The following is a 23,296-nucleotide window of genomic DNA, read 5'->3' as shown; positions in this document are numbered from 1 at the left end:
ATCGCGAATGGATTCCGAAATTCGAAAGCATCGCAAACATCGCGCATTGCCAGGAAACCGGCTTGAAGCACTGAAGGGAAATCGCACCGGCCAGCACAGTATCAGAATCAACGACCAGTATCGCGTCTGCTTCGTCTGGAACGTTAGGGACGCGTACGACGTGGAAATCGTCGACTACCACTGAAATTTCGAGATAAATTTTGGAGGCACGCAAACATGGCTCGCAAAAAGAAAATCCCGCCGCTTCATCCCGGCGAAGTGCTGCACGAGGACTTCATCGTTCCGACCGGTATCAGCATTCATCGGTTGGCGATGGATTTGCGCGTACCGGCTAATCGTATCGGGGAAATCGTGAAGGGTGAGCGCGCTATCTCGGCGGACACCGCGCTTCGGTCTCGCTCGCTATCTCGGCACGTCCGCGGAATTCTGGCTCGGATTGCAGAGTGATTACGATCTCGAAAAAGCGAAGGACGAACTAACGCCGAAAATCGAACGCGAGGTCCAGCCGCGCAGGCGCGCAGCGTGACGCTCTACTCCGTGTTCCCGCGCCCTTTCCAGCGAGCGGCTCCGGCCCGCGTTACGCCGCGCGTCGCGGCGCTGGCGTAGAGATATAGGAAGCTACGTCTTTTCTGCTCGCGCCCATTCGCAGAAGGGACCGCACCATCAAGTCGATACTGACGGAAGGATCGGCAGCTTCCATTTTCGCCACTCGCGACTGGCTCGAGCCCAGCAGGCGGCCGAGCTGCTCTTGAGTCATTCGGCGCCGGCTTCTTTGCTTTCTTACCGCGCTTGCGAGCCCGAGCTTAACCGCAACCAGCGCGGCTTCCTCTTCGCTTAGACCCAGGAAATCGGCTGTGCCACCGACCTTCCATCCCGCACCTTCCAGTCGCTGTCTTTTGCGCTTATCCATCGTTCATTCCTTACCCGGCTAGTTCGTCGTATCGCAGCAACCGTGACCTGCACCGGTCGATCACTGCAGGCGGTGTTCGACGAGTCTTCTTGCTGAACACTTCCACTACGACGATGGCGTCCGGATCGGTTCGGTAGATTATTCGCCACGTTTCGTCACGATCGACGACCCTCAGCTCGTGACACCGGGCTCCCATCGCAACCATCGGCCGCGAATGTGGCAAGGAGAGATTCTCGCCCCGTTGTAAACGCCGCAGCAGTATCCCGGTCTCGATTCGTCCTTCCTTGGAAAATGGCGGTGTCTTGATCTCGCCATGCAGCCAGACCAAGGGTTTGTCTTGCGCCTTGGCCACTGGACCTTTAGTCTATGTCAGATTCGACATCAAGAGCAAGCGCGGAATTCTGTCTGAGATTGTGAGGAACCTTCTGCCGTGCTCTTTTCAGCGAGCGGCATCTAGGCTATCCAAGGTATAAAGGCGGGTATAATCTTGGCCCGACCCGGAGGTTTTCCACTCTTGCACGCCATCAATTACGAAGCCCCTAGCACCCTCGATCAGGCGGTCAGCATCCTCAAAACGCACGGCGAAAATGCCCGCCCGTTCTGCGGCGGCACCGATATTCTCATCCAGCTCCGCGCCGGAGTCCGCCGCACCGAGCATCTCGTCGACGTCAAGAAAATCAAGGAGCTGCGGACTCTCTCCTTCGACGCGAAGAAGGGATTGCGCCTCGGCGCGGCCGTACCCTGCATCGAGATTAGCGAGAGCGACCTGATGCGCAAGCATTACCCCGGCCTGACCGAGGCGGCGCATCTGATCGGCTCGCTGCAGATTCAGAACCGCGCCTCGGTCGGCGGCAATCTGTGCAATGGATCGCCGGCCGCGGATACCACGCCTGCGCTGATTGCGCTCGGTGCGCGCGCCCGAATCGTCGGCCCAAGCGGCGAGCGCGAGGTGCCGGTCGAGTCGTTCGTCGTGTCGCCCGGACGCACCGTGCTCAAGCCCGGCGAGTTGCTGGTCGAATTGCTGGTCCCCGCGCCGGCGCCGCATTCGAGCGACGCGTATCTTCGATTCATCCCGCGCAACGAGATGGATATCGCAGTGGTCGGCGTGGGCGCGTCGGTTACGCTCGACGGCGACAAGGTGAAGGCGGCGCGCATCGGACTGGGCGCGGTCGCGGCGACTCCGCTGCTCGCGAGCAAAGCCGCCGACGCGCTCATCGGCAAGAAACTCGACGACGCTTCGCTCGAAGCTGCGGGACGCGCGGCGAGCGAGGTCTGCAAGCCAATCGACGACATGCGCGGGACGGCGGAATTTCGGCTGCACATCGCCGGCGTGCTCACCCGCCGCGCGCTGACGATCGCCGCCGAGCGCGCAAAGAAGTCTTGAATCACAGCCGCCACGAAAAAACATACGGCATAGAGTTATGAAAAAGACCCTGGTAGAAGCGACGATTAACGGCGAGACGGTCGAGTTCCTATGCGAGCCGCGCCAAAGCCTGCTCGAAACCCTGCGCGACGTGCTCGAACTCACCGGCTCGAAGGAAGGATGCCTGACCGGCGATTGCGGCGCGTGTACGGTGCTGGTTGACGGCCGCGCGGTTTGCTCGTGCCTGATGCTCGGCGTCGAGGCGCAAGGCAAGCGCATCGCGACCGTCGAGGGACTCGCCACCGCCGGCGTGCTTAGCGTTTTGCAGAGCAAGTTTCTCGAGCACGCGGCCCTGCAGTGCGGCATCTGCACGCCGGGATTCCTGATTTCGGCGAAGTCGCTGCTCGATCGCAATCCGAAACCCACCGAGCACGAAGTTCGCTACGCGCTCGCCGGTAACCTTTGCCGATGCACCGGCTACGACAAAATTGTGAAAGCGGTGCTCGACGCGGCCGCGGATATTCGCGCGCAGGGCGAAGGCAAAGCGGCCGCCCGATAGAGCATAGCAACGACGCTGAGATTCGAGAGGTAATAGGCCATGGCGGCATCAACCACGACTGGCAATTTCAAAGTTATCGGCACGCGCCCGATTCGGCACGACGGCGTTGACAAAGTGACCGGCCGCGCGAAGTACGGCGCCGACTACGCGTTCCCCGGCATGCTGCACGGCAAAGTGCTGCGCAGCCCGCACGCTCACGCGAACATCAAATCGATCAAAATCGACAAGGCGCTCAAGCTCCCCGGCGTCAAGGCGATCGTCACGTCGAAAGATCTCCCGCAGGCGGAGAACAAGATCGAGCAGGCCGGCGAGATGGCGATAAACCCGATGTACCTGTCGATGAACATCCTCGCGCACGACAAGGCGCTGTACGACGGCCACGCGATCGCCGCCGTCGCCGCGACCAGCCCGCATATCGCCGAGGAAGCTCTGCGCCTCATCGAAGTCGAGTACGAAGTGCTGCCGCCCGTGATGACCGTGGACGTCGCGACCAAGCCGGGCGCGCCGATTCTGCTGAAGGACCTGCGCAACAAGGAGGAAGGCGACAAACCGACCAACGTCGCGCAGCACTACCAGTTCAAGCGCGGCGACCTCGAGGCGGGATTCAAGTCCGCCGACTACGTGATCGAGCGCGAGTTCAACACCGCGATGGTCCACCAGGGATATATCGAGCCGCACAATGCCGTCGGCATCTACAACTCCGACGGACAGGCGACGATTTACTGCTCGACGCAGGGCGCCTTCGACGTGCGCTCGCTCAGCGCGCAGGTGCTGGGGATGCCCGTGGGTCACATCAAAGTCGTGCCGGCTGAAATCGGCGGCGGCTTCGGCGGCAAAACCACCATCTATCTCGAACCGCTGTCTGTCCTGCTGTCGAAGAAGACCGGCGCCCCCGTCAAGCTCGTCATGTCGCGCTCGGAAGTGCTCCGCGCGAGCGGTCCGACGTCGGGCTCGAAGATCAAAGTGAAGATGGGCGCGACCAAGGACGGCAAACTCGTCGCCGCCGAAATCTGGATGGCGTACGAGGCGGGCGCGTTCCCAGGCTCGCCGGTCGGCGCGGGCGCGATGTGCATCATCGCTCCGTACACGATCGAGAATTTTCGAATCGACGCCTACGACGTCGTCGTCAATCGCCCCAAGACCGCGGCCTACCGCGCGCCGGGCGCAACCAACGCCGCGTTCGCCTCCGAGACGATTATCGACGAGCTCGCCGAGAAGTGCGGAATCGATCCGCTGGACTTCCGCATCAAGAACGGCGTCAAGGAAGGCGCGGCCCAAGTCGTCGGCCCGCCCTTCAAGCGCATCGGATTCATCCAGACCTGCGAAGCGATCAGGAACAGCCCGCACTACAAGTCGAAACTGACCGGCAAGTTCCGCGGTCGCGGCGTCGCGTCGGGGTTCTGGTTCAACGCCGGGATGCAGTCCTCGGCGACGGTGAATATCCACACCGACGGAACCGCCAGCGTCGTGACCGGCTCGCCGGATATCGGCGGCTCGCGCGCCTCGATGGCGATGATCACCGCCGAAGTGCTGGGTCTCCCGGTGACTGACGTACGCCCGATAACCGCTGACACTGACTCCATCGGCCATACCGACGTAACCGGCGGCAGCCGCGTCACTTTCGCCACCGGGATGGCGGTGTACGAAGCTGCCAAGGACGCCGAGCGCCAGTTGATCGAACGCGCCGCCAAGGTCTGGGAGAAAAAACCCGACGAGGTGGAATTCCGCGACGGGATGCTCCACGCGAAAGGCAACAGCGTTCCGCCGATGTCGATCAAGCAACTCGCGCCCCGCTTCCCCCGCACCGGCGGACCGATCACCGGTCGCGCGAGCGTGAACGCGCGCGGCGTGGGACCTGGATTTGCGACAACCTGCGTCGACGTCGAAGTCGATCCCGACACCGGCAAGGTGCAAATCCTGCGATGTACCGTAGCGCAGGATGCCGGCAAGGCGATTCATCCGAGCTACGTCGAAGGACAGATGCAGGGTGGAACGGCGCAGGGAATCGGCTGGGCGTTGAACGAGGAATACTTCTACGACGACAAGGGCACGCTGCGTAACTCCGGCTTCCTCGACTACCGGATGCCGACCTGCCTCGACTTGCCGATGATCGAAACGATCGTCGTCGAGGAGGCGAACCCGGGGCATCCGCTGGGCGTGCGCGGCGTCGGCGAAGTGTCGATCGTGCCGCCGGTCGCAGCGGTCGCCAACGCGATCTATCGCGCGGTGGGCGTCAGGATGACGGAGACGCCGATGTCGCCGCCGAAGTTGCTGAAGGCGATGCTGAAGCATCGCGGCTCGACACAACATTCAGCCGCGGCGGATTGATCAGGAGTGATCAAAATGGGGCGGGCTAATGCTCGCCCCCCTTTTGTTTTCGCTATGCCGACTGTCGTGATTCCCGCACTGCTGCGCAAGTTCACCGGCGGCCTCGAGCGCGTCGAGATTCCAGGAAAATCGATCAGGGAACTGGTTCGCCATCTTGGCGAACAGTTCCCCGGAATTGACCAGCAGTTACTCGAAGACGGAGATATCCGCCCCTCGATCGCGGTGTCGATCGACGGCGAAATCGCAACCGGCGGCGTGCTCGATTCCGTCAGCGAGAACAGCGAAGTGCATTTCATCCCCGCGCTCGGTGGGGGCGGGGTGTAAGCGCCTTAAATACCGCGGTCGAAAACTGGAATCTTAGTCGTCGATAGACGAGTTCGGCGACATCCTCGCCCATCTTGCAACTCACTGGCAGTTAAGTACAATACGGTGGCTGGCCGGGGTTTGCCCCCCTTTTCCCGGTTGGCTACGGGCTGGGTGGAGCAATCTGCCTGGCCCTTTTCATTTGTTCGAGAGGGTTGCCCGACCGGCTTGCGGACAAACTACCTCAGGATGCCGACGCTAACCAGACCGAAAATCAGGTTTTAATCGACACCAAAGAGGACCAGTCTGCTTGGCCTACATAAGTTGCGCTAATGTCTCGGCGGCCGCACGCGACGACAGCCCAAGCCGCCGGAAATGTCCTTGCTGTTTTGGATTAGCGGGCGCGGGGACGGAAGACCAGCACCGAGCACGGCGAGTTGCGCACCACCTTCTCGGTCACGCTGCCCATCAAATGCTCGCCGCCGGTGCGGCCGTGCGTCGCCATGAGGATCAGATCAATCGCCTGCTCCTTGGCGTATTCGACGAGTTTCTGCACCGGAGGTCCGACCACCGCAAAAGTGAAGACCTTTTTCGAATCGCCGAAGTCGTCCTTCTTGATGCGCGCGAGTTCTTCTTCCGCCTGCTCGATCATCGCGGCTTCCCGCGCGATTTCGCGGCTCTGTTCGGCGTTGTTAACCAGGATCAACGGGATGTAACTGTGATGCGGCGCGATCACGTGCACCAGGTGAACTTCGGCGCCGATGTCCTTCGCCAGCTCCATCGCGCCGCGCATCGCTTCCATCGAGTGTACGGAAAAGTCGATCGGCGCGAGAATCTTCTTAACGTTCTGAATCATAGGACCCTCCGAGTATCGGGAACCCTGCAATTACCATGCGCTTCGCCGCCTCTGCAAACCCGCACCGCGCCGTGGCATTATCCCGTTAATTCGGCTTGGATTTCCTCCCGTCTCCCTATAAGGGAGAGGATGAAGGTGAGGGTCTGATTACAGCGCGTCTCGCGCGATTCAAGATTCTGCCTCTTCTCCTGAACCCGCACGCTATCGACGGTGAAAAAAATGAAAGGAACTGTCTTTCACGGACCCCATGACGTGCGCGTCGAGCGCGTTGACGACCCCGCCCTCCAAACGCCCACCGACGCGCTCGTGCGAATCACGCGCGCCGGAATTTGCGGCTCCGACCTGCACCCCTATCACGGCGCTTATCCCATCGAGCCCGGCTTCGTGCTCGGTCATGAAGGCGTCGGCGTTATCGAGGAAGTCGGCGCCGGCGTCGATCGCCTGAAAAAAGGCCAGCGCGTCGTCGTGTCCGGCCTGGTCGCTTGTGGGCGATGCTTCTTCTGCCGCCGCGGGCAGCCCTCGCAATGCGCCGAGAGCGGCGGCGCGGTATTCGGCTACGGCTCGAGTTCCGCGGGCAAGCTCGGATGGCTGGGCGGCGAGCAATCCGAAGCGGTCCGCGTCCCGATGGCCGATTACACCTGCTATCCTCTCCCCGACGCGATCGACGATGACGTCGCAGTCTTCCTCGCCGACATCCTGCCGACCGGCTACTTCGGCGCAATCAACGGCAACATCCGCCCGGGCGACACGGTCGCAATCTTCGGATGCGGTCCGGTCGGCCTATGCGCGGTGATGAGCGCAAAACTCTTCGGCCCCGCCGAAGTGATCGCCGTTGACAGCATCCCGTACCGCCTCGAACTCGCGCGCAAGCTCGGTGCAAACGCAGTCAATATCGATCAAGCGAATCAAACGATATTGGACCGCACCGAAGGCCGCGGCGCCGACGTAACGATCGAAGCAGTCGGCAACGACGCCGCCCTGACGGCCGCAATAATGGCCGCCCGCGGCGGCGGCACAGTCTCGGTAATCGGCGTCTTCGCCGCCCCGTCCTTCAATTTCCCAATCGGCTACACCTTCATGCGCGACCTGACCTTCCGCATCGGCCTCGCCAACATCAACGCCCACATCCCGCAACTATCCCGCCTGATCGAGCACGGCACGCTAGACCCACGCCCCCTGATCAGCCACATAATGCCGCTAGACGACGCCGCCAAAGGCTACGAAATCTTCAACGCAAGAAAAGACAACGTAATGAAGGTCCTACTAAAGCCCTAAAGCTTCCTTCCCTCTCCCTACTAGGACCGCTTGTGCAGAGCGCCAGCTCGCACTTCTTCCCCTCTCCCTGCCAGGGAGAGGATCGAAGGTGAGGGTCCTTGTCCAGCGGGGAGTTAGGATGTCGCGTTCCGCCACCGATCATTCGCCTCGCCCGCTTTGTTGCGGGAGAGGCCGCTCCGAAGGAGCGGGTGATGCGGATCTTCTCGCGCGCGATTCAAGATTCTGCGTGCTCTGACCGTATGCCGAGGGTATGCAAAGCTCTCCTGCAAGGGAGAGGATCGAAGGTTGGGGGCCGTATGCAGCGCGCATTTTTCGCGCGCTATTCAAGATTCCGGTTCTGCCTGAAACAGGTCCGCCCAGACCTTGGTGCCGAAGCGAGCACTTTCTTGTGTCATCCTGACGTAGCGAGCAACGCGAGCAGCAGGAAGGATCTCGGACAGCGGCGCGCAAGCGCCGCCGGTACCGGTTCTGAAAATCGCGGGCATCGTTCGCGATCCTGGCGCGCTCACTCTTTGTGTCATTCTAGAGCGCAGCGAAGAATCTCGACGACAGTGCGGACGCGAGCACAGCATTAGGGATTCTTCGCTCCGCTCTGAATGACGAAATAGATCGACTCCGCTGAATAACAACTCGGATGGTGAGACCCCAATAAACCCAAACCTGACAATTCGAAGACGGCTTCTTCGAGAATCCGCGCGGCGCGATAGAGGAAGCTGTTGCCCAGCGCGGCATCAACGACGCGATAGTCGCAGGAGAGCTGTCACGTCACTTGTGCTCGGTGGCGAGGAGCCTGCTTGACGCGCTAGGTTTCCTTAACGGTCTCATGGATTCGAGGAAACAAAGAGACAGGCATAAGCTTCGGAAGTCGGACCGGCGAACGGAGATACAGGTGATTTTGGCCAACCGCCGAACTTGCTGCATCTGTCATGATTCACGGAAGCCGGTGCAGCTTCACCACATTGACGGGGATCGCTCGCAAACTACCAAGGAAAATCTCGCGGTCGTATGTCTGGATCATCATCACGAAGCGACGGCGGGGCTTGAGAAGGGAAGGGTCGGCCTAGCGCGCAAGTTAACGCTCGACGAGGTCCGCGCCGCGAAATTGCAATGGGAGCAGTTCGTCGCTAGTGAGCTTGCGGTTCCAAAAAAAATCGTCGCGTCGAACCGTCGACGTCAATTCGAAGCTCTGTTCCAATATGACCTCATAAAGTGGAAGGCAGAAATGCGGGCTGCCAGCTCCGCCACCGAGGTTCGTTATAAGTTCAAAATACTCCAAGAGTTCAATCTTGAGGAGTTCATCAGCGGCTTGCTCTTTCGTCGCATGATCCTAAAAACTTTGACCGACGTGGCACTCGTAAGCGCCGGCGAGATGCTGAGGTCTGTGGCTCTTATCAGAGTTCTTCGGGCATTCACCTGGCATCTGATCGGGCCGCCCGAAGTTTCGATTTCAAAGGAAGATAAACATATTCTCGTTGAATCGTTCAAAGTACTGGAGATCGTCGGGGGCTATGCCGCATGCCTTCAAGACAATCCGAGGCTCCTCCGGGAAACATGCACCACCGTTCTCCAACTTAGCGAGATCTGCGTCGCTTACCGATTTCAGGTAGCCCTTCGGCTAGCGGCTGGGACGCTGCGTTCAATTCGCAAAGAGTGCCGCGACTACCAACGCCCACGAGGAACCAAACTAGCGAAAGCGTCGGCAGTGAGAGCTCGAATTGGAACCGTTGATCGATCGATCAAACAGTTAACCTGGCTGACGACAAGCACACCAGCACCTTAGTCACGGAGACGCGGCGCTTGGGCATCTCGCCGATCGTGCCCGGCGGCGAGACGACGCCAATCGCGTTGTGATCAGGGACTGGAAGAAAGTGGCGATCCTATAGCGCCTGCCCCTGCCTGACTCGCAGAGGAAAGCGGAGTGAACGGGATTTTCCAGGTGGATCCAGCACACCATCGTACATGTCAGACCCGTCTTCGGTCCTCGCGTCGGTTATGAAACGTCTTACCTTCCCGTCCTTTAGCGCTGTCTCAAGGTCAGCCTCGAATGCATCATGAGCCATGTCCGCGCTGATCAGACCATGACGGTAGGCAGCATCCAGCAATTCGTAGTTTCCAAGAAATTCGTCGATCGCCTCGTCGTCAACGTCTTTTGCCTTGTGGAGTCCGACGTCCATCTCCAGTGCCTTCACGGCGGGCGCGCTTCTTCCCGAGGGCAGCAGGTCTTCGAACTTGAGCATCAGGTCGGCCGATTCTCGATTCCTCTGTTCGCGTTGGGTCGAGAACGCGACGCCCAACGTGATCAGAAGCGTGCCGACGATAGCGAAGGTCTGCGTATAGTTGACGATCGCGTTTCGCCGCTCCGCCCAGGCGACCAGCACACGCTGCTGCAAATCGGCGTCGCGAGTTTTGTCTTTCGCGTCGAAGTGAAGACCGAGCCGTTCTGCCTCTTTATATAGAGTTTCGCCGTTCGGAAGTTTTCGTTTCCAGGGAAGTTCCACGCGACATTGACTTATCACAGTCGTTATCGCGGTGTCCTGACTAAAGCAACGACCGATAAGCGGCCGGCCGCATGGGGGAATCCTCCCGATTTATAAGTTCCTCTTAGTTCCGGTTTCATAGGGGGCCCCGAGGGGTGAACTCTTCAGCCTTACCCCGCCGGATTTTGCGTGCTACGTATGCGATATGGTCAACCGTCAGGATGCCCCACACTCGCCGGCCTCGCCCGAAATCGGGCGACACTCGCTCGCGACAAAAACAATTTCTGACGGAACAAAACTACCCTTGGTAGCGGAGCCTCCCAAACCACAACATATGGTATTGAATTGCAGCGCACTCCTCTGCTCCCCTCTGCGCGTCTGGTTCCCCTTCCCGCTCGGGAAGGGGTTAGTTGATCATGCGCTACACGCACCCGGATCGATGAAAACCGAACAGCACATCTCTTGCGCACGTCATCGAGCCACCGTCCCTGAGAGCAAAGTAGCGCGCCGCGCGCAACTTTGCGTTTTTCACTTTCACACTGCGTGCAGGGGTCACCCCTGCCGCCCGCCGCGCAGGCGATTATTCCTCTCATGGAAACCGGTTGTGCGCCTCGCGCGCGCGCGAGATACCTTTAATAGCAATCAAGGAGTTAGACATGGCGGAAAATCCAATCAAGGTTCGAGTCGAGGGGGAGATCGCGTATATCGCGCTCAATCGGCCGGAGAAGCGGAATGCGATTAACCAGGCGATGCTGCGCGCGATTCTCGAGGCGATCGACGAGGTCGATCGCAACGACGTTCGCGCGATTATCATTTACGGCGAGGGCCAAGGCGTTCTCGGCCGGCATCGATTTCACCTCGCTCACCAACGATACCGGCGCTCGCGGCGGCGAAGGCGGCGGGCCCGACATGCAGCGCTTTCGGCGCTTCGTGGCGGAATCGCAGGCCTCGCTGAACCGGATCGAGAGCGTCGAGAAACCGGTCATCGGCGCGCTGCACGGCTTCGTCGGCGGACTCGGCCTCGAGCTCGCGCTCGCCTGCGACGCGCGAATCGCATCGGTCGGCGCGCGCCTCGGGATGCCGGAAGTGCGCATCGGCCTGGTGCCCGACGTGGGCGGCACCACGCGGCTCACGCGCACGGTCGGCTACGCGCGCTCGAAGGAACTGATCATGACGGCGCGGATGATCGAGGCGGCGGACGCTGAAAAGATCGGGCTGGTGAATCGCGTCGTCCCCGAAGGGACGCATCTGGCCGCCGCCGAAGAGCTCGCGCGCGAGATGGCGCGCAACGCCCCGCTCGCAGTCGGGCTGGCGAAACGGATCATCGACAAAGGCCACGGCCTCGACAAGATGACATTCCAGGAACTCGAGGTGCTGGCGCAGAGCTCTCTCCTGCTCACCGAAGATTTTCGCGAAGGCGCTTCCGCGCTGGCGCAGCGGCGCGATCTGCGCTTCGAGGGACGTTGAGGCGAATCTCGAAGCCGGCCTCGAACGTATCGCCGGGCGCGAGCTCGCGCATCCCGGCCGCGACGCCGCGCGCCGCAAGATTGAACGCATCAGGCGCGCAGGTGTACGGCTCGATTGCGACGACGGGATTATCAGGCGGCGCATACACGACGAAGTCGCCGAACGATGCGTCGGCGCGCACCTCGACCGCGATCTTCACTGACGGATAGATGAGTCGTGCCCTCGGCGCCGACACATCGTACTTTGAGATTGCCGTCATGCGGAATACGTCATCGTAAGTATCACCACCAAGCTGGCGCGGCTCGCGAAGCTCGTACTTGCCGGCCAGCGGCTCGGTCTCGCCGGTCGGAATGAGTCGCGCGTCGAGCGCCCATCGCGCGTTGGCGTCGAGCTGAATCATCATTGCGTCGCGCGTGCCCTTCGGATTGAGCGGCGCGTGAAAGTACGGATGTGCGCCGAAGCCGAACGGCATTACCGAGTCGCCGGTGTTGGTGATGCGCGCCTTCAATCTCAGTCCATTACCTACTTCGTAGTCTATTTCGAGCGCGAACGGCCACGGCCAGATCGCACTGAGATCCGGATAGTCAGACGAATCGAGCATCGCCGTGACGAAGTAGGGTCCGCGCCGCGTCACGCGAAACGCGCGCTCGCATGCGAAGCCGTGAATCGAGTGGGCCGCGCGCGGGCTCGTTCACCGGCAGCCGGTATTCGCGGCCCTTGAACGCGAAGCGTGCGCCGGCGACGCGCCCCGGCCACGGAAACAGGATCGGAATGCCGCCGCGATGCGGATGCGCGCGCCACGCGTCGGGACTTTCGGGGCCCGCGATGACGTCGAGCGTGCCGACGCGGTAGCTGAGGCATTGGCATCCGGCGCCGGGCACAATCACGGCGCGCTCGCTCTGTGCCTCAAGCGTTATGAGTTCCACGATGATGGTTTAGTACGAGCAGCGTCCGGGCGCGAGAGTTCGGCCCGAGAATCGGGCGTCCCCGCAAGTGGGTTAGGTACATTTTGATGCGCGACGAACCGGCAAACTACAATCGCGCGACTAGCCAGAAATGTTCGGAACTGACTAGTGGTCGCGTCCGCCGCGGCGTTCGCCGCCACCACCGCCACCGCCGCCGCCGGCTCCGCCGCTGCGCGCCTGCGCTTCGTTTACGCGAATCGGACGGCCTTTGATGTCGCGGCCATTCAATTTCTTGATTGCGCCTTCGGCTGCCTCATCGGTCGCCATCTCGACGAAACCGAATCCCCGCGAGCGGTTGGTGGCGCGGTCGATGATGACTTGCGAGCTGTCCACCTTTCCTGCTTCCGAAAAAACGTCGAGCAGATCCTGGTCGGTCACAGTCCAAGCCAGATTCCCAACATACAGTCTGCGGCCCATTACCCTCTCCTTGCGCGCACCCGAGTGGCTCGTGGCGTCCAAAGTCTATAGCTATACCTACAGCGCGCATCTAGTCCGAATTCCGGAATGCTTATAGCATCGCGCCAAGCGCAAACATAGCCTTTTATTATCAGGTCGAGTGGCAGTTCGCGCCCGCTCAGAGCGAGCCTGAAACTCCGACGCCTATGCATGATATTACGTGCATTATGACATCTGGTTGATTCTAAAACCGCTATATCGCGGGAGGCGTCGGGCCATCGACCACTCGTTCGGCGACCTGGCTGTTGCCGCTACGCGACGTACGATGTTGCTGTCCCATAGCAACCGGCTGCAGAAACTCGTCAGCGGAGATACCAGTCGCTAACGCAAAAAACTGAAGGGTCCGCGATTTGACTACCGCAAAGGTGCATTCATTACTCCGGGTACTATACCCAGTCGCCTGATGTTGATAATGCACAAAATGACTTTGATACTTGTAGAAGTAGGTTTGATTGTGTACATTCAAAGTAGATTTGTACTGATCAATTCCCCCAAAGGAGATAGCTGAATGCCCAGGAAGAAAGCCTCTCGAGGAGCCGCATCTGCCTTCCAACAAGTTCAGCGGCAAGCGCGCACCCTGCTCATCAATCTGCGCAAGGACATTCGCATAAAAGAATCGATACTGAGCAAGCTCAAACAAGAGGAAGCGCGGCTGGGATCGTTGATCGGTCGCGGGGGCGGTGCGGCAAAGGCGATTAGCAGCGGGCCGCGTGGACGGGTTAATTGGCGCGCCGTGCTTTCGGCACTTCCCAAGCAGTTCAAGGCTGCCGACGTGCGCGACGTGCGCGGACTCAAGGGGAAGCGGCCGTCCGAGATTTTCGCGGCGATCACGCGATGGATCGATGCCGGTGCAGCAAGGCGAAAAGCACGCGGAGTGTACGAAAGAGTCTAACCGAATGCTTGGCGCGCGCCAGCCGGGATGCGGCGTCGCGCGATGAGACCGTAGTTGAGCGGCGCCGCGAATTCATCCGCTGCGCCGTTTTCTATTGCTCAATTTAGTATAAGCTTAAAACCTCACTCCTTTGCGAAAGAGTCAGACTACATGGCCGTGATGACCATTGAATGGCGGGCGGATACCGTCCGCATGATCGATCAGCGCCTGCTGCCCGCGCGCGAGGTGATCAGAACCTATCGCGACTACCGTGGCGTCGCCGAGGCTATCCGCACGATGGTGATACGCGGCGCGCCGGCCATTGGCGTCGCCGCTGCGATGGGCGTCGCGCTCGGCATCAAAGGTACCGCCGGCGCGAGGGCGCGAAAACGCTTTGCGACCGTCGCGAAGGCTCTCAAAGCCACCCGGCCCACCGCGGTAAACCTTGCGTGGGCAGTGGATCGGATGGGCCGCACGCTCGACGAAAGCGTTTCACTGGACGCAGCGGAGTTGTTTCGCCGCATGCGCGCGGAGGCGATCGCGATCTGCACCGAAGACGTGGCCGCGAATCGTGCGATGGGAAAATTCGGCGCCGAACTCATCGGCGATCCAGCCACGGTGTTAACCCATTGCAATGCCGGCGCGCTCGCGACCGCGGGATACGGCACGGCGCTCGGGGTGGTGCGCGCCGCGCGCGACGCGGGCAAGAAGATCCAGGTGTTCGCCGACGAGACGCGGCCATTCCTGCAAGGCTCGCGGCTGACGGCGTGGGAACTCCACAAGGATCGGATACCGGTGACGGTGATCGCCGACAATATGGCGGCGACGGTGCTCTCGCAAAACAAAATCGATTGCGTGGTCGTGGGAACAGATCGCACGGCGGCGAACGGCGACGTCGCTAACAAAATCGGCACTTACCCGCTGGCGGTGATGGCCGGGCGCCACGGCGTGCCCTTTTACGTCGCGGCGCCGCTGTCGTCGATCGACCTGGACTGTCCCAACGGCGCGGCAATACCGATCGAAGAGCGCTCGGGTCGCGAGCTCACCGAGTACGGCGGCAAGCCGATCGCGCCGAAGGGCGTCCGCACGTTCAACCCGGCGTTCGACATCACACCGGCCGAGCTGGTGACCGCAATTATCACCGAGCGCGGCGTCGCATATCCGCCATATACCGAGAGTCTGCGCACGCTCAAGCGCGGGCGCTGATCGACTGACTACTCGTCGAAGTGATCGAGATACTCAGAAAGCCCATAGCCGATCTTCCCGTCCCAGTTCCACTCGGTCATGCCTTCTGCGATTCGAGTGACTATTCCTGCGCGGCGGTTGCGCAGCGGAATCATCGATAGCACTTTGCCCGTAATGACTATTGGCGCTCCACCGTCAGCGGTCTGGCAGGTCACCTTGATCTTATCGTGGAGTTGCTGCTCGCCGACGAATTCGGTCTCAACGTCGACCTTCACGATATTGAGAAAAGGCTTGCCCTTGCGCGCAAGGAATCCGCCCGGGCGTTCGCTGCCGTCGCGATTCACCGTAATCGTCGCCATCGCGCCTAGATCCTCGTCGAAGTTCATCGTGAGCCATCGATAGAACTTCGGCGCCTGCCAGTAGCGCGGTCCCCAGCTATGATCGCGCAAGCCGAGAGCGTCGATTTTGAACTCGCGGTCGATGCCGTCGGTCGTTAGCACCAGTTTTCCCGTTGCGTGGCCGAGCTGTTCCAGGTGCCCCTTGGCAAATTGAGCCTCGGGGTCGCCGGATGGTTTCGGCGAAACCCATTGATCCCCGATCTGCTCGCGCAGTTCGCCGCCCCATCCGGGGGACGTCGCCACGTAGTCGATTTCGAGCGCAGCACGCGAGTACGGATTAGTCTTGAACGCCCTGGCGGGATCGGCCATCTCGAGCGGATTTTTCAGAACGCAGAGTTTGCCGTGATAGCTGACGCGATGGCGTTCAAACGGTTTGACGACTTCGAACTTTGCACCACCCGCATCGTGAGCGTGGTTGTCTTTAATCTCGGGCCGCTGGAACATGAAGCCGACGGTTCCGTCCGGAAGGTAGAGGCAGGCGGTCATCTCGGCATAACCTTCGTTCGCACGATTACCTAGTCTGATAAAACCGCCGAGGCGCTGGCGGCGGTCGTAGAAATTGTAGTATGCACTTTCGTTGAAATTAGACTCGCCGGTGTTCGCATGCATCAGGTCGTCTTGTTCAAGTAGTACTACTTTGGTTTCAGGCATTAGTCAGATCTCCTATTTCGTTTTGGCCGCGTTGCGAATTGCGATGTCGCTCTCCAGGTAGCGCGGATTTGCGATACGCAGTTTGTCCTCGACGCTCTGACGCACGACCGCAAGCACTTCCCGTCGCCAGTCGCCGCCGTCAGCTTCGCCCGCGCGAATCTTCCCGGTCAATTCTTCGCCCATGCTGACAGCGACGGCGTGCAGATCGTCGAGGCTGTGCAGATGCGGCGCGTCCTGTCCGAGCACCCGCGCCAGGGCCTTCACTTCGCTCCGAACGAGCGGATCTTCCATTTTTATCTCGCGCGCGACGATCCGCATCACGTTGGCCACGACCCGCGCCTGGAACTGGCGCGCTCCCTCGATTGTCGGCACGAGTTCGCGATCGACGAAGTCGGCGGCCGCTTCGAGCAATTCAATTGAGGTTGGCCGGTCCTGCATATTGACTACTCACAATGCGCTTCGCTTTACCATGTTGCTATTCGATCAGATTCAACAGTTCGAGTTCGGTTTCGGCGGTCCGCCTTCCGATACTAGCCAGTTCGACGCTCTTTACGAATCCGTCGATATGGGTACGAGCCTGGCTGATGGTGATTATGCCCCAGCGAAGATTTCCAAAGACCTCCCAGAATCGCGCGGCTTCGGGATCGACGGCGGCGCCGCTGGCTTTTTCGTAGGCGCGGAAAAAGTCCTCGCGAGTGCCGAGCCCGCCGACCGGTTTCTTATCGTTGCCGAAACGCCACGCCCGCACGCACATCCAGCCGACGTCTTCCATCGGATCGCCGCGATGCGCCAGTTCCCAGTCGAGAATTGAGCGGACGCCTTCGGGGCCAAATATCACGTTGCCGATTCTGTAGTCGCCGTGTACGAGCGTCTTGCGCGGAGTCTTCGGAACACGCTCCAGGAGCCATCGGAACGCCAGTTCAAACGCGGGATGCGGTTCGAGGGCGAGCCTCCGAAAGTTTTCCTTGTAACGTTTGACCTCGGTCAGCGCCGCGTTGTCGCCTGGCTCCGCCAGGAAATCGAGCTTGTGCTCGACCGGATCGATCCGATGAATCTTCGCGAGAATTTCGGCGAGTTGCGCAGGCATCACTTCGCGCGCCCGGGCGTAAGTGTCGTCGCGCAGCAGGCGGCGCGCCAGAGTTTCGCCATCGATCCGCTCCATAAGGAAAAACGCGGAACCGAGAACGGCGGGATCTTCGGAAACCCAAAACACTTCGGGAACCGGGATGCCCTCTTCGAAGGCGGCGCGAATCACCAGGAACTCGTGACGACGATTGGTGGAAATATTGTGGGCGCCTGGATCACGCCGCAACACCATCGCGCGCCGACTCGTTTCGCCGTCACGTTGCATCGCGCATTCGAACGACCAGATCTCGCGCGACGCGCCGCCAGGCATCTTGCGGAAGTTCTCGATCGCAACGCTGTCAAAATCTCCTTGCATGCGGATGAAGTCGGTCAGCCGCTGGACCATTTCGTTGGGTTCGAGTTTCTCCATCGCGAGCACTCACTTCCGAATCTCAATGAGTATCACGAAATTTCGCCGCTTCGCACACCGAGCGATGAAGCGCCCGACGCTCAAGCGCGATGGCCCACTTTCTGCGCAATTCCGTCGCCGAGCAGGTTGAAGCCGAGAATCGAAAGCCCGATCGCGAGCCCGGGTGCGGTAGTAAGATGCGGGGCGACGAGCAGGAAGGCGCGGCCAGCGTCAAGCATATTGCCCCAACTGGGCGTGGGCGGGAGCGCACCCAGGCCGAGGAATGAAAGCGCGGCTTCGGCGCCGATGATACCACCGATTCCGAACGTCGCCTGCACCGCAAGCGGTCCAACGACGCCCGGCACCAGATGGCGTATCAGTAGGCGCGACCGGCTGGCGCCCAAGCTCTCGGCGGCGAGAACGTAGTCGCGCTCGCGCAAGGTGAGCACTTCGCCGCGCACGATACGCGCGTAGCCGGTCCATCCCATGGCGGTCAGCGCGATCGTGAGATCGACTAGGCCAGGTCCGAGAATGGCAGCCAGCGCGATCGCGAGCAGGATTCCCGGAAACGCGAGGACGATATCCACGCCGCGCATGATGAGGTTGTCGATTCGACCGCCCGACAGCGCGGCGGTTGCGCCAATCAGGCTTCCAACTACGAGCGAGATCGCAACGACGACGATGGAAATTGAGAGCGAAATGCGCGCGCCCCACAGGACACGGGCGAGCACGTCGCGGCCGAGTGCATCGCAACCAAATGGATGCGCGCGGCTCGGGCCGGCGAGAATGTTTACAAGATCGATCGATAAAGGATCGGCACGAAACAGTATCGGGCCGAGAATCGCGGCAAGAACGATCGCGGCCACAGCAGTCAATCCAATAGCCAGTGACGGATTGCCGACTCGTGCGGTCACGAGATTCTCACTCGCGGGTCTATGATTGCGTAAACGAGATCGGTCGCCAGGTTGACGACGACGTAAGTCATCGCGAACGTGAGTACGCACCCCTCTACCACGGGATAGTCGCGAGCCCCGATCGCGGTAATGAGCAAGCGGCCGATACCGGGCCATGAGAAGATTATCTCTATGATGAGCGTACCGCTCAGCAGCGCGCCCATCTGAAGTCCTATGATGGTCACGACGGATGTGAGCGCGTTCTTGAGGCCGTGGCGAACAAGGGCGGACCGCGCGCTCAACCCTTTGCTGAGCGCAGTGCGCATATAGTCGCTCTCGCGCACGCGAATCAGGCTCTGGCGCAACATCCGCGCAAGGATCGCGGCGAGCGCGGTGCCGAGCGTGATCGCGGGCAGCACGAGATGGACGAGACCGCCGCGGCCGGTGAGCGGCAGCCAGCGGAGATCAAGAGAAAATAGAATCATCAGCAGCGGGCCGAGGTAGATGTGCGGAATCGAAATGCCGACAATCGCAAGTCCCATCGCGCCAAGATCGCCGGCACCGCCGGGATTCGAGCCCGCGATCAATCCCAGCGGAAACGCCAAAAGCACGGCGACCAACATCCCGGCCGCAGCGAGCTCGAGAGTGGCTGGAAAGCGTTCAGCGATGAGACGCGAGACTGGCTTGCGATATGAAATCGATTCGCCGAGATTGCCGACGGCCAGTCCACCGAGAAATGCTGCGTACTGCTCCAGGAGCGGACGGTCGAGGCCGAGCTGATGGCGCATCCCGACAATGTCGGCGGGTGCAGCGGTCTCACCCAGCATCGCAACCACCGGATCGCCCGGCACCAGGTGAATAATCGCGAATGTCAGCGTCGCCACGCCAAGCGCGACGGGCACGAGCGCCAGCATGCGCCGGACCAGATACCGCGTCACTGCGATGGCTCTCCGCCGGCGGCGGGGTCGATTAGTGTCAGCGTCGCGAGTGAGCGGAGGCTGCCGTTGGGATATGCTTCAAAGCCAACGAAGCGGCGATTCATCACGGCGACGTTGTCGATCCACCACAATGAGACGTACGGCAATTCTTCGGCGGCGAGCTGCTGCACCTGCGCATAGATTTTCTTTCGCGCATCGGGATCCAGAGTAGTCATTCCCGCTTCGACCAGGCGATCCATCGCGGGGTTGGAATAGTAGCCTCTATTCTCTCCGTGCGGAGGCGTCTTCATTGAATCGAATACCATGTAGTAGCTATTGGGATCATTGATACCGACCCATTGCATCGAGGTCAGATCGAAGCTCCCTTGCTGGATGTCTGCATAGTAGGTGGCGAAGTCGAGCGTCCGAATAGTCAGTTCGATACCTACTCGATGAAGCATTGCTTGAAACACTTCGCCCATGCGAGCGCCTTCGGGCGTGGTCTTGAATTCGAATCTGAGCCCGCGCATCCCGTTGCTTCCGGCCGGATAACCGGCTTGATCCAGTAATTCCTGCGCTTTGTGTGGATCGTAAGAATAGCTAGTGACGTTACTGTCGTATGCCCAATTCTCGGATGAGAGCATGCCAGTAGCTACCCGCCCGGTACCACGCAAGATAGTATTGACGATAGTATTGCGGTCGATCGAATAAGCGATGGCTTGGCGCACGCGTAAGTCGCGCAGCCGCGGGTCACGAAAGTTGAAAGACAAGTATCTATAGGTGGTGCCGGGAGTTTTGCTGATCTCCAGAGTCTGGTGCGCGGCAAGCCAGGGCAAGACGTCGTACTCGATATTGTTTCCCGAGAAGTCGCAAACGCCCTCTGCCAGTTCGAGCGCGCGCACTGTCGGGTCGGGCACGATCTTCAAAAGGACCGACTGTGCAGCTGCCGACGGATGCGGATAGTACGGATTACGCTCCAGCCGAATGGCTTCGTCTCGCACATAATCAAGCATCCGAAACGGGCCGCTGCCGAAGGGAGCGGCCGCGCTTTGTTTCGCGGGCAGCGGAGTAGCTGCCGGTACGATTCCCTCGGTCGCCAACTCGAGCGCGGGTGCGTACGGACGCGCGGTAGTCATGACCACGGTGTAATCGTCGGGCGCGTCGATTGACTTCAACTCTTCGAGGCTGGCTCGTTTTGGGGACATCGATTCGGGCGCGAGAATCGAATCGTAGGTGAATACTACGTCGCGCGCCGTCAGTTCGCGGCCGTCGCTAAAGCGCACGCCGCGCTTGAGATGAAAAACAATTTCCGTTGGTGAAGGACGCTCGATGCGGTCGGCCAAGTGACCAACAAACTGGCCGTTGCGATCGGTCCTTACCAGCGAATCGAAGACGAGTTCGTTGATACGCGACGAGGTCGCGTCCGTACCAAAACGCGGGTCGGTCGAGGTCGGCGAGATTTCGATATCGACTTGGATCGTCCTAGGCGAGCGGTCGTTGCGACGACCATTGCATCCCGTGAGCGCGACGAGCGCCGCAGCAATCTGCGCAAGCAGTAGCAACCCGGCGGTTCTCTTCCTCGTCCACACAGTTGGCGCGATAATAACATGACGATGAACAAAAATTGGCGCGCGAAGATTAGGCTCCGCCAGGGCGACCTTACGGACGCGGATGTCGATGCGATTGTGAATGCCGCGAACAACGACCTGATGCTGGGCGGCGGCGTCGCGGGCGCGATTCGCGTCAAGGGCGGCCCGTCGATTCAGCAGGAATGCGACCGGATCGGGCCGATTGCGCTCGGCGGGGCGGTGATTAGTGGTGCGGGACGGCTGCGCGCACGCCACGTGATTCACGCAGCGAGCATGCGGCTGGGAGAACCGACGTCTGAGGCGAATCTACGCGCGGCGACGCGCAACTCGCTGCGGCGCGCGAACGAGAACTCGCTGAAAACGATCGCATTTCCTGCAATCGGCACCGGCATCGCGGGCTTTCCGATCGAGCGATGCGCGCAGGTGATGCTCGACCAAGTTCGCGCGCATTTCTGCGGTCCGACGACTCTCGAGCGCATCGATTTTGTGCTCTTCGATCGCCCGTCGCTGGATATCTTCGAGCGAGTACTCGCGCAGATGAAATACTAGTGGGCGGCCATGCCGCTAGCAGGTTGGGCCCGGCGCAATAGTAAGAAGGTCGGAATCAGAATCATCATTACAATAGCCAGTGTGCGGTAGATGTCGTTGAACGACAGCATCATCGCCTGGCGCTGAATCATCCCGTACACCATACCAAGTCCCTGTTTCTGGCCAGTGAGTATTTGCGGAATATAGTCAAAACCACGCGCGCCAGGAGACAGCCGCGACGCTTCGCTCATCTTCCAGGCGTCGAAAACGGTGAAATGCTCGACCAGATACGACTGATGCGTCTGCTCATGATTGACGAGCACGGTCGTCATATATGAGATGCCGATCGCGGCGCCCGTATTGCGCATCATGTTGTAGAGGCTCGCGGCGTAGCCGACGCGCTCGCGGCTGACGCACGAAAGTGTAGTGGCGGACAGCGTGGGGAAAATCATGCCCATCCCGACACCCATGACGAGGCTCGGCCACGTCACCGTCCAGGTGCTGACCTGAGTATTCCATCCCGCCATCTGCCACAGCGCGATTGCCATGATGATGAAGCCGACGCCAATCAATGGACGCGTGTCGTAGCGGTAGCGCGCGAGCTGGCCGACGATCAGCATCGCAGCCATCGTGCCGAGTCCTCGCGGCGCCAACACCAGGCCCGCCTTCCACGCACTGTAACCCATCAGCTCTTGCAGAAAGATAGGATTCAATAGTCCGGTGCCGAACAGTGCGAAACTCATCGCGACCATCAGCATCACGGACATCGTGAAGACGGGAATGCCGAGGATTGAGAGATCGAGAATCGGCTCCGGTGTGCGCAATTCGTTGATCGTGAGTCCGATGATGCAGAGCGCGGCAAAAATCGTACTGTAAGCGACCCACGGCGAGTTGAACCAGTCGGCGCGCTGGCCGCGATCGAGCACGAGCTGCGCCAGGCCGAGCCCGACGACGAGCAAAATGATGCCGGTGTAGTCGGTCTTGCCGCCCTTGGCGCGGCGAACCCGCAAGTATGCGGGGTCGTGCACGAACGTCCAGACCATCAGGAACGCGGCGGCGCCAATCGGCAGGTTGATGTAAAAGTTCCAGCGCCAGTTCCAATTGTCGGTGATCCATCCGCCCAGCGTCGGCCCCATGATCGGCGCGACCATCAAGCCCATCCCCCACGTCGCCATCGCGAGCTGCTGTTCGTAGGGCGGGAACGTCTCCATCAGGATCGCCTGCGACGACGGGACCATCGCCGCGCCCGCCGCGCCCTGTATCAATCGAAAGACGACCATCTGATCCAGGGAACGAGCGGCGCCGCACAGGCCCGATGCGCCGACGAACACCGCGACCGACGTCAGAAAGTAGCGTTTGCGCCCGAAGCGCGACGAGATCCATCCGGTCATCGGAATCATGATCCCGTTCGCGACCAGGTAGCTGGTGAGCACCCACGCGATCTCGTCGACGCTCGCCGAAAAGCTGCCCTGCATATGCGGCAGCGCGACGTTGACGATCGACGTGTCGAGCACCTCGAGCGTCGTGCCCAGCATCACGGCCAGCGCAATCAGCCACTTGTGGCTCGACGACCCGTACTCGGGAAGGTCGGTTCCAATCGGCGTTGAGGCTGCGGCTGCCAAGAGATGCGTCCGTGAGGCGTGCTCGTTGCAGATTAAACCCGATGAGGTTTGCGAGGATACCGCGTAAACAAATTCGACACCCACCGTTCATCGTATCGTAACGCGTTTCGCTTCTAATCATTGTGGGATGACTGCGCGAATTTTTCTGCGCGCCGGTGCGGAGGTGAGGCGACATGGATGACATCGAGCGCCTGGGACGTTACCTTCTA

23 protein-coding genes and 3 pseudogenes are annotated in these 23,296 nt (G+C 60.6%); 12 read left to right on the top strand and 14 right to left on the bottom strand.

The genetic code is table 11. The features are described from left to right. Nucleotides 1-43: 43 nt before the first annotated feature. Together VJX68_RS02900 and VJX68_RS02895 are read left to right on the top strand one after the other, a co-directional pair. Nucleotides 44-184: pseudogene (locus VJX68_RS02900) on the top strand (type II toxin-antitoxin system RelE/ParE family toxin); the annotation flags it as partial. A 32-nt stretch (nucleotides 185-216) separates the two neighbouring features. Beyond that, nucleotides 217-447 (top strand): HigA family addiction module antitoxin, encoded by a 231-nt coding sequence (locus VJX68_RS02895; protein ID WP_324094142.1) that lies wholly within the window; start codon nucleotides 217-219, stop codon nucleotides 445-447. Nucleotides 448-577: 130 nt separating this feature from the next. Here VJX68_RS02895 and VJX68_RS02890 read toward each other — a convergent pair whose 3' ends face one another. After that, nucleotides 578-910 carry an XRE family transcriptional regulator gene (locus VJX68_RS02890; protein WP_324094141.1) on the bottom strand — a complete coding sequence of 111 codons (333 nt, stop codon included), beginning with the start codon at nucleotides 908-910 and terminating at the stop codon, nucleotides 578-580. Nucleotides 911-920: 10 nt separating this feature from the next. Further along, complete coding sequence (locus VJX68_RS02885) at nucleotides 921-1,262, bottom strand: type II toxin-antitoxin system RelE/ParE family toxin (RefSeq protein WP_324094140.1); 342 nt, start codon at nucleotides 1,260-1,262, stop codon at nucleotides 921-923. A 162-nt stretch (nucleotides 1,263-1,424) separates the two neighbouring features. Between VJX68_RS02885 and VJX68_RS02880 the strand changes: the two genes are divergently transcribed. From VJX68_RS02880 to VJX68_RS02865, 4 genes are read left to right on the top strand one after another with little or no spacing between them, the layout of a single operon-like run. After that, entirely contained in the window at nucleotides 1,425-2,294 is an 870-nt protein-coding gene (locus tag VJX68_RS02880) for an FAD binding domain-containing protein (RefSeq protein ID WP_324094139.1), read from the top strand. Between the two features lie 37 nt (nucleotides 2,295-2,331). Next, nucleotides 2,332-2,832 (top strand): (2Fe-2S)-binding protein, encoded by a 501-nt coding sequence (locus tag VJX68_RS02875; RefSeq protein ID WP_324094138.1) that lies wholly within the window; start codon nucleotides 2,332-2,334, stop codon nucleotides 2,830-2,832. 39 nt (nucleotides 2,833-2,871) lie between these two features. Then, nucleotides 2,872-5,160, top strand: a complete 2,289-nt coding sequence (locus VJX68_RS02870; RefSeq protein WP_324094137.1) for a xanthine dehydrogenase family protein molybdopterin-binding subunit — start codon at nucleotides 2,872-2,874, stop codon at nucleotides 5,158-5,160. A 54-nt stretch (nucleotides 5,161-5,214) separates the two neighbouring features. Beyond that, nucleotides 5,215-5,484: a MoaD/ThiS family protein gene (locus VJX68_RS02865; RefSeq protein ID WP_324094136.1), complete on the top strand. Its 270-nt coding sequence runs from the start codon at nucleotides 5,215-5,217 to the stop codon at nucleotides 5,482-5,484. A 373-nt stretch (nucleotides 5,485-5,857) separates the two neighbouring features. On the opposite strand, the gene VJX68_RS02860 is transcribed toward VJX68_RS02865, so the two are convergent. After that, on the bottom strand, nucleotides 5,858-6,319 hold the full coding sequence (locus VJX68_RS02860; protein ID WP_324094135.1) for a universal stress protein: 462 nt from the start codon (nucleotides 6,317-6,319) through the stop codon (nucleotides 5,858-5,860). Nucleotides 6,320-6,538: 219 nt separating this feature from the next. Here VJX68_RS02860 and VJX68_RS02855 point away from each other — a divergent pair, with 219 nt between their 5' ends. Next, a complete protein-coding gene (locus VJX68_RS02855) occupies nucleotides 6,539-7,594 on the top strand; it encodes an alcohol dehydrogenase family protein (RefSeq protein ID WP_324094134.1) in 1,056 nt (351 codons plus the stop codon). A 323-nt stretch (nucleotides 7,595-7,917) separates the two neighbouring features. Here the strand turns inward: VJX68_RS02855 and VJX68_RS02850 are convergent, their stop codons facing one another. Further along, the gene (locus tag VJX68_RS02850) at nucleotides 7,918-8,079 is read right to left on the bottom strand and encodes a hypothetical protein (protein WP_324094133.1); all 162 of its coding nucleotides are present in this window, start codon (nucleotides 8,077-8,079) and stop codon (nucleotides 7,918-7,920) included. A gap of 404 nt (nucleotides 8,080-8,483) precedes the next feature. Between VJX68_RS02850 and VJX68_RS02845 the strand changes: the two genes are divergently transcribed. Continuing rightward, nucleotides 8,484-9,374, top strand: coding sequence for a hypothetical protein (locus tag VJX68_RS02845; RefSeq protein ID WP_324094132.1), 891 nt, complete (start codon nucleotides 8,484-8,486; stop codon nucleotides 9,372-9,374). 97 nt (nucleotides 9,375-9,471) lie between these two features. Here the strand turns inward: VJX68_RS02845 and VJX68_RS02840 are convergent, their stop codons facing one another. Then, nucleotides 9,472-10,092 (bottom strand): DUF4760 domain-containing protein, encoded by a 621-nt coding sequence (locus VJX68_RS02840; RefSeq protein WP_324094131.1) that lies wholly within the window; start codon nucleotides 10,090-10,092, stop codon nucleotides 9,472-9,474. Nucleotides 10,093-10,727: 635 nt separating this feature from the next. On the opposite strand from VJX68_RS02840, the pseudogene VJX68_RS02835 reads away from it, so the two are divergent. Continuing rightward, a pseudogene (locus VJX68_RS02835) lies at nucleotides 10,728-11,538 on the top strand (enoyl-CoA hydratase/isomerase family protein). Here the strand turns inward: VJX68_RS02835 and VJX68_RS02830 are convergent. Next, nucleotides 11,468-12,419: pseudogene (locus VJX68_RS02830) on the bottom strand (aldose epimerase family protein). The pseudogenes VJX68_RS02835 and VJX68_RS02830 sit on opposite strands and share 71 nt — an antisense overlap. 189 nt (nucleotides 12,420-12,608) lie before the next feature. Continuing rightward, nucleotides 12,609-12,920 (bottom strand): RNA recognition motif domain-containing protein, encoded by a 312-nt coding sequence (locus VJX68_RS02825; protein WP_324094129.1) that lies wholly within the window; start codon nucleotides 12,918-12,920, stop codon nucleotides 12,609-12,611. Nucleotides 12,921-13,467: 547 nt separating this feature from the next. Here VJX68_RS02825 and VJX68_RS02820 point away from each other — a divergent pair. Together VJX68_RS02820 and mtnA are read left to right on the top strand one after the other, a co-directional pair. After that, nucleotides 13,468-13,851 (top strand): hypothetical protein, encoded by a 384-nt coding sequence (locus VJX68_RS02820; protein ID WP_324094128.1) that lies wholly within the window; start codon nucleotides 13,468-13,470, stop codon nucleotides 13,849-13,851. A gap of 150 nt (nucleotides 13,852-14,001) precedes the next feature. Then, on the top strand, nucleotides 14,002-15,036 hold the full coding sequence (gene mtnA, locus VJX68_RS02815) for an S-methyl-5-thioribose-1-phosphate isomerase (RefSeq protein ID WP_349255879.1): 1,035 nt from the start codon (nucleotides 14,002-14,004) through the stop codon (nucleotides 15,034-15,036). A gap of 8 nt (nucleotides 15,037-15,044) precedes the next feature. Here mtnA and VJX68_RS02810 read toward each other — a convergent pair whose 3' ends face one another. From VJX68_RS02810 to VJX68_RS02785, 6 genes are all read right to left on the bottom strand, one after another. Next, a complete protein-coding gene (locus tag VJX68_RS02810; protein ID WP_324094126.1) occupies nucleotides 15,045-16,064 on the bottom strand; it encodes a DUF7064 domain-containing protein in 1,020 nt (339 codons plus the stop codon). 12 nt (nucleotides 16,065-16,076) lie between these two features. Then, on the bottom strand, nucleotides 16,077-16,502 hold the full coding sequence (locus VJX68_RS02805; protein WP_324094125.1) for a DUF6285 domain-containing protein: 426 nt from the start codon (nucleotides 16,500-16,502) through the stop codon (nucleotides 16,077-16,079). Nucleotides 16,503-16,539: 37 nt separating this feature from the next. Further along, nucleotides 16,540-17,559 carry a phosphotransferase family protein gene (locus VJX68_RS02800; RefSeq protein ID WP_324094124.1) on the bottom strand — a complete coding sequence of 340 codons (1,020 nt, stop codon included), beginning with the start codon at nucleotides 17,557-17,559 and terminating at the stop codon, nucleotides 16,540-16,542. Between the two features lie 80 nt (nucleotides 17,560-17,639). Beyond that, entirely contained in the window at nucleotides 17,640-18,452 is an 813-nt protein-coding gene (locus VJX68_RS02795) for an ABC transporter permease (RefSeq protein WP_324094123.1), read from the bottom strand. Next, nucleotides 18,449-19,369: an ABC transporter permease gene (locus VJX68_RS02790; RefSeq protein WP_324094122.1), complete on the bottom strand. Its 921-nt coding sequence runs from the start codon at nucleotides 19,367-19,369 to the stop codon at nucleotides 18,449-18,451. The genes VJX68_RS02795 and VJX68_RS02790 overlap by 4 nt, the downstream gene beginning before the upstream one ends. Then, complete coding sequence (locus VJX68_RS02785; RefSeq protein ID WP_324094121.1) at nucleotides 19,366-20,910, bottom strand: ABC transporter substrate-binding protein; 1,545 nt, start codon at nucleotides 20,908-20,910, stop codon at nucleotides 19,366-19,368. The genes VJX68_RS02790 and VJX68_RS02785 overlap by 4 nt, the downstream gene beginning before the upstream one ends. Before the next feature lie 51 nt (nucleotides 20,911-20,961). On the opposite strand from VJX68_RS02785, the gene VJX68_RS02780 reads away from it, so the two are divergent. After that, complete coding sequence (locus tag VJX68_RS02780; RefSeq protein WP_324094120.1) at nucleotides 20,962-21,486, top strand: macro domain-containing protein; 525 nt, start codon at nucleotides 20,962-20,964, stop codon at nucleotides 21,484-21,486. Here the strand turns inward: VJX68_RS02780 and VJX68_RS02775 are convergent. Next, entirely contained in the window at nucleotides 21,483-23,087 is a 1,605-nt protein-coding gene (locus VJX68_RS02775) for a DHA2 family efflux MFS transporter permease subunit (RefSeq protein ID WP_324094119.1), read from the bottom strand. The genes VJX68_RS02780 and VJX68_RS02775 overlap by 4 nt on opposite strands. Nucleotides 23,088-23,296: the final 209 nt, after the last annotated feature.

This window comes from Binatus sp. (SeqCode) (assembly GCF_035272065.1).
Lineage (GTDB): Bacteria > Desulfobacterota > Binatia > Binatales > Binataceae > Binatus.
The sequence above is the reverse complement of the archived record's forward strand: the minus strand, read 5'-3'. Positions and strand labels throughout refer to the sequence as shown.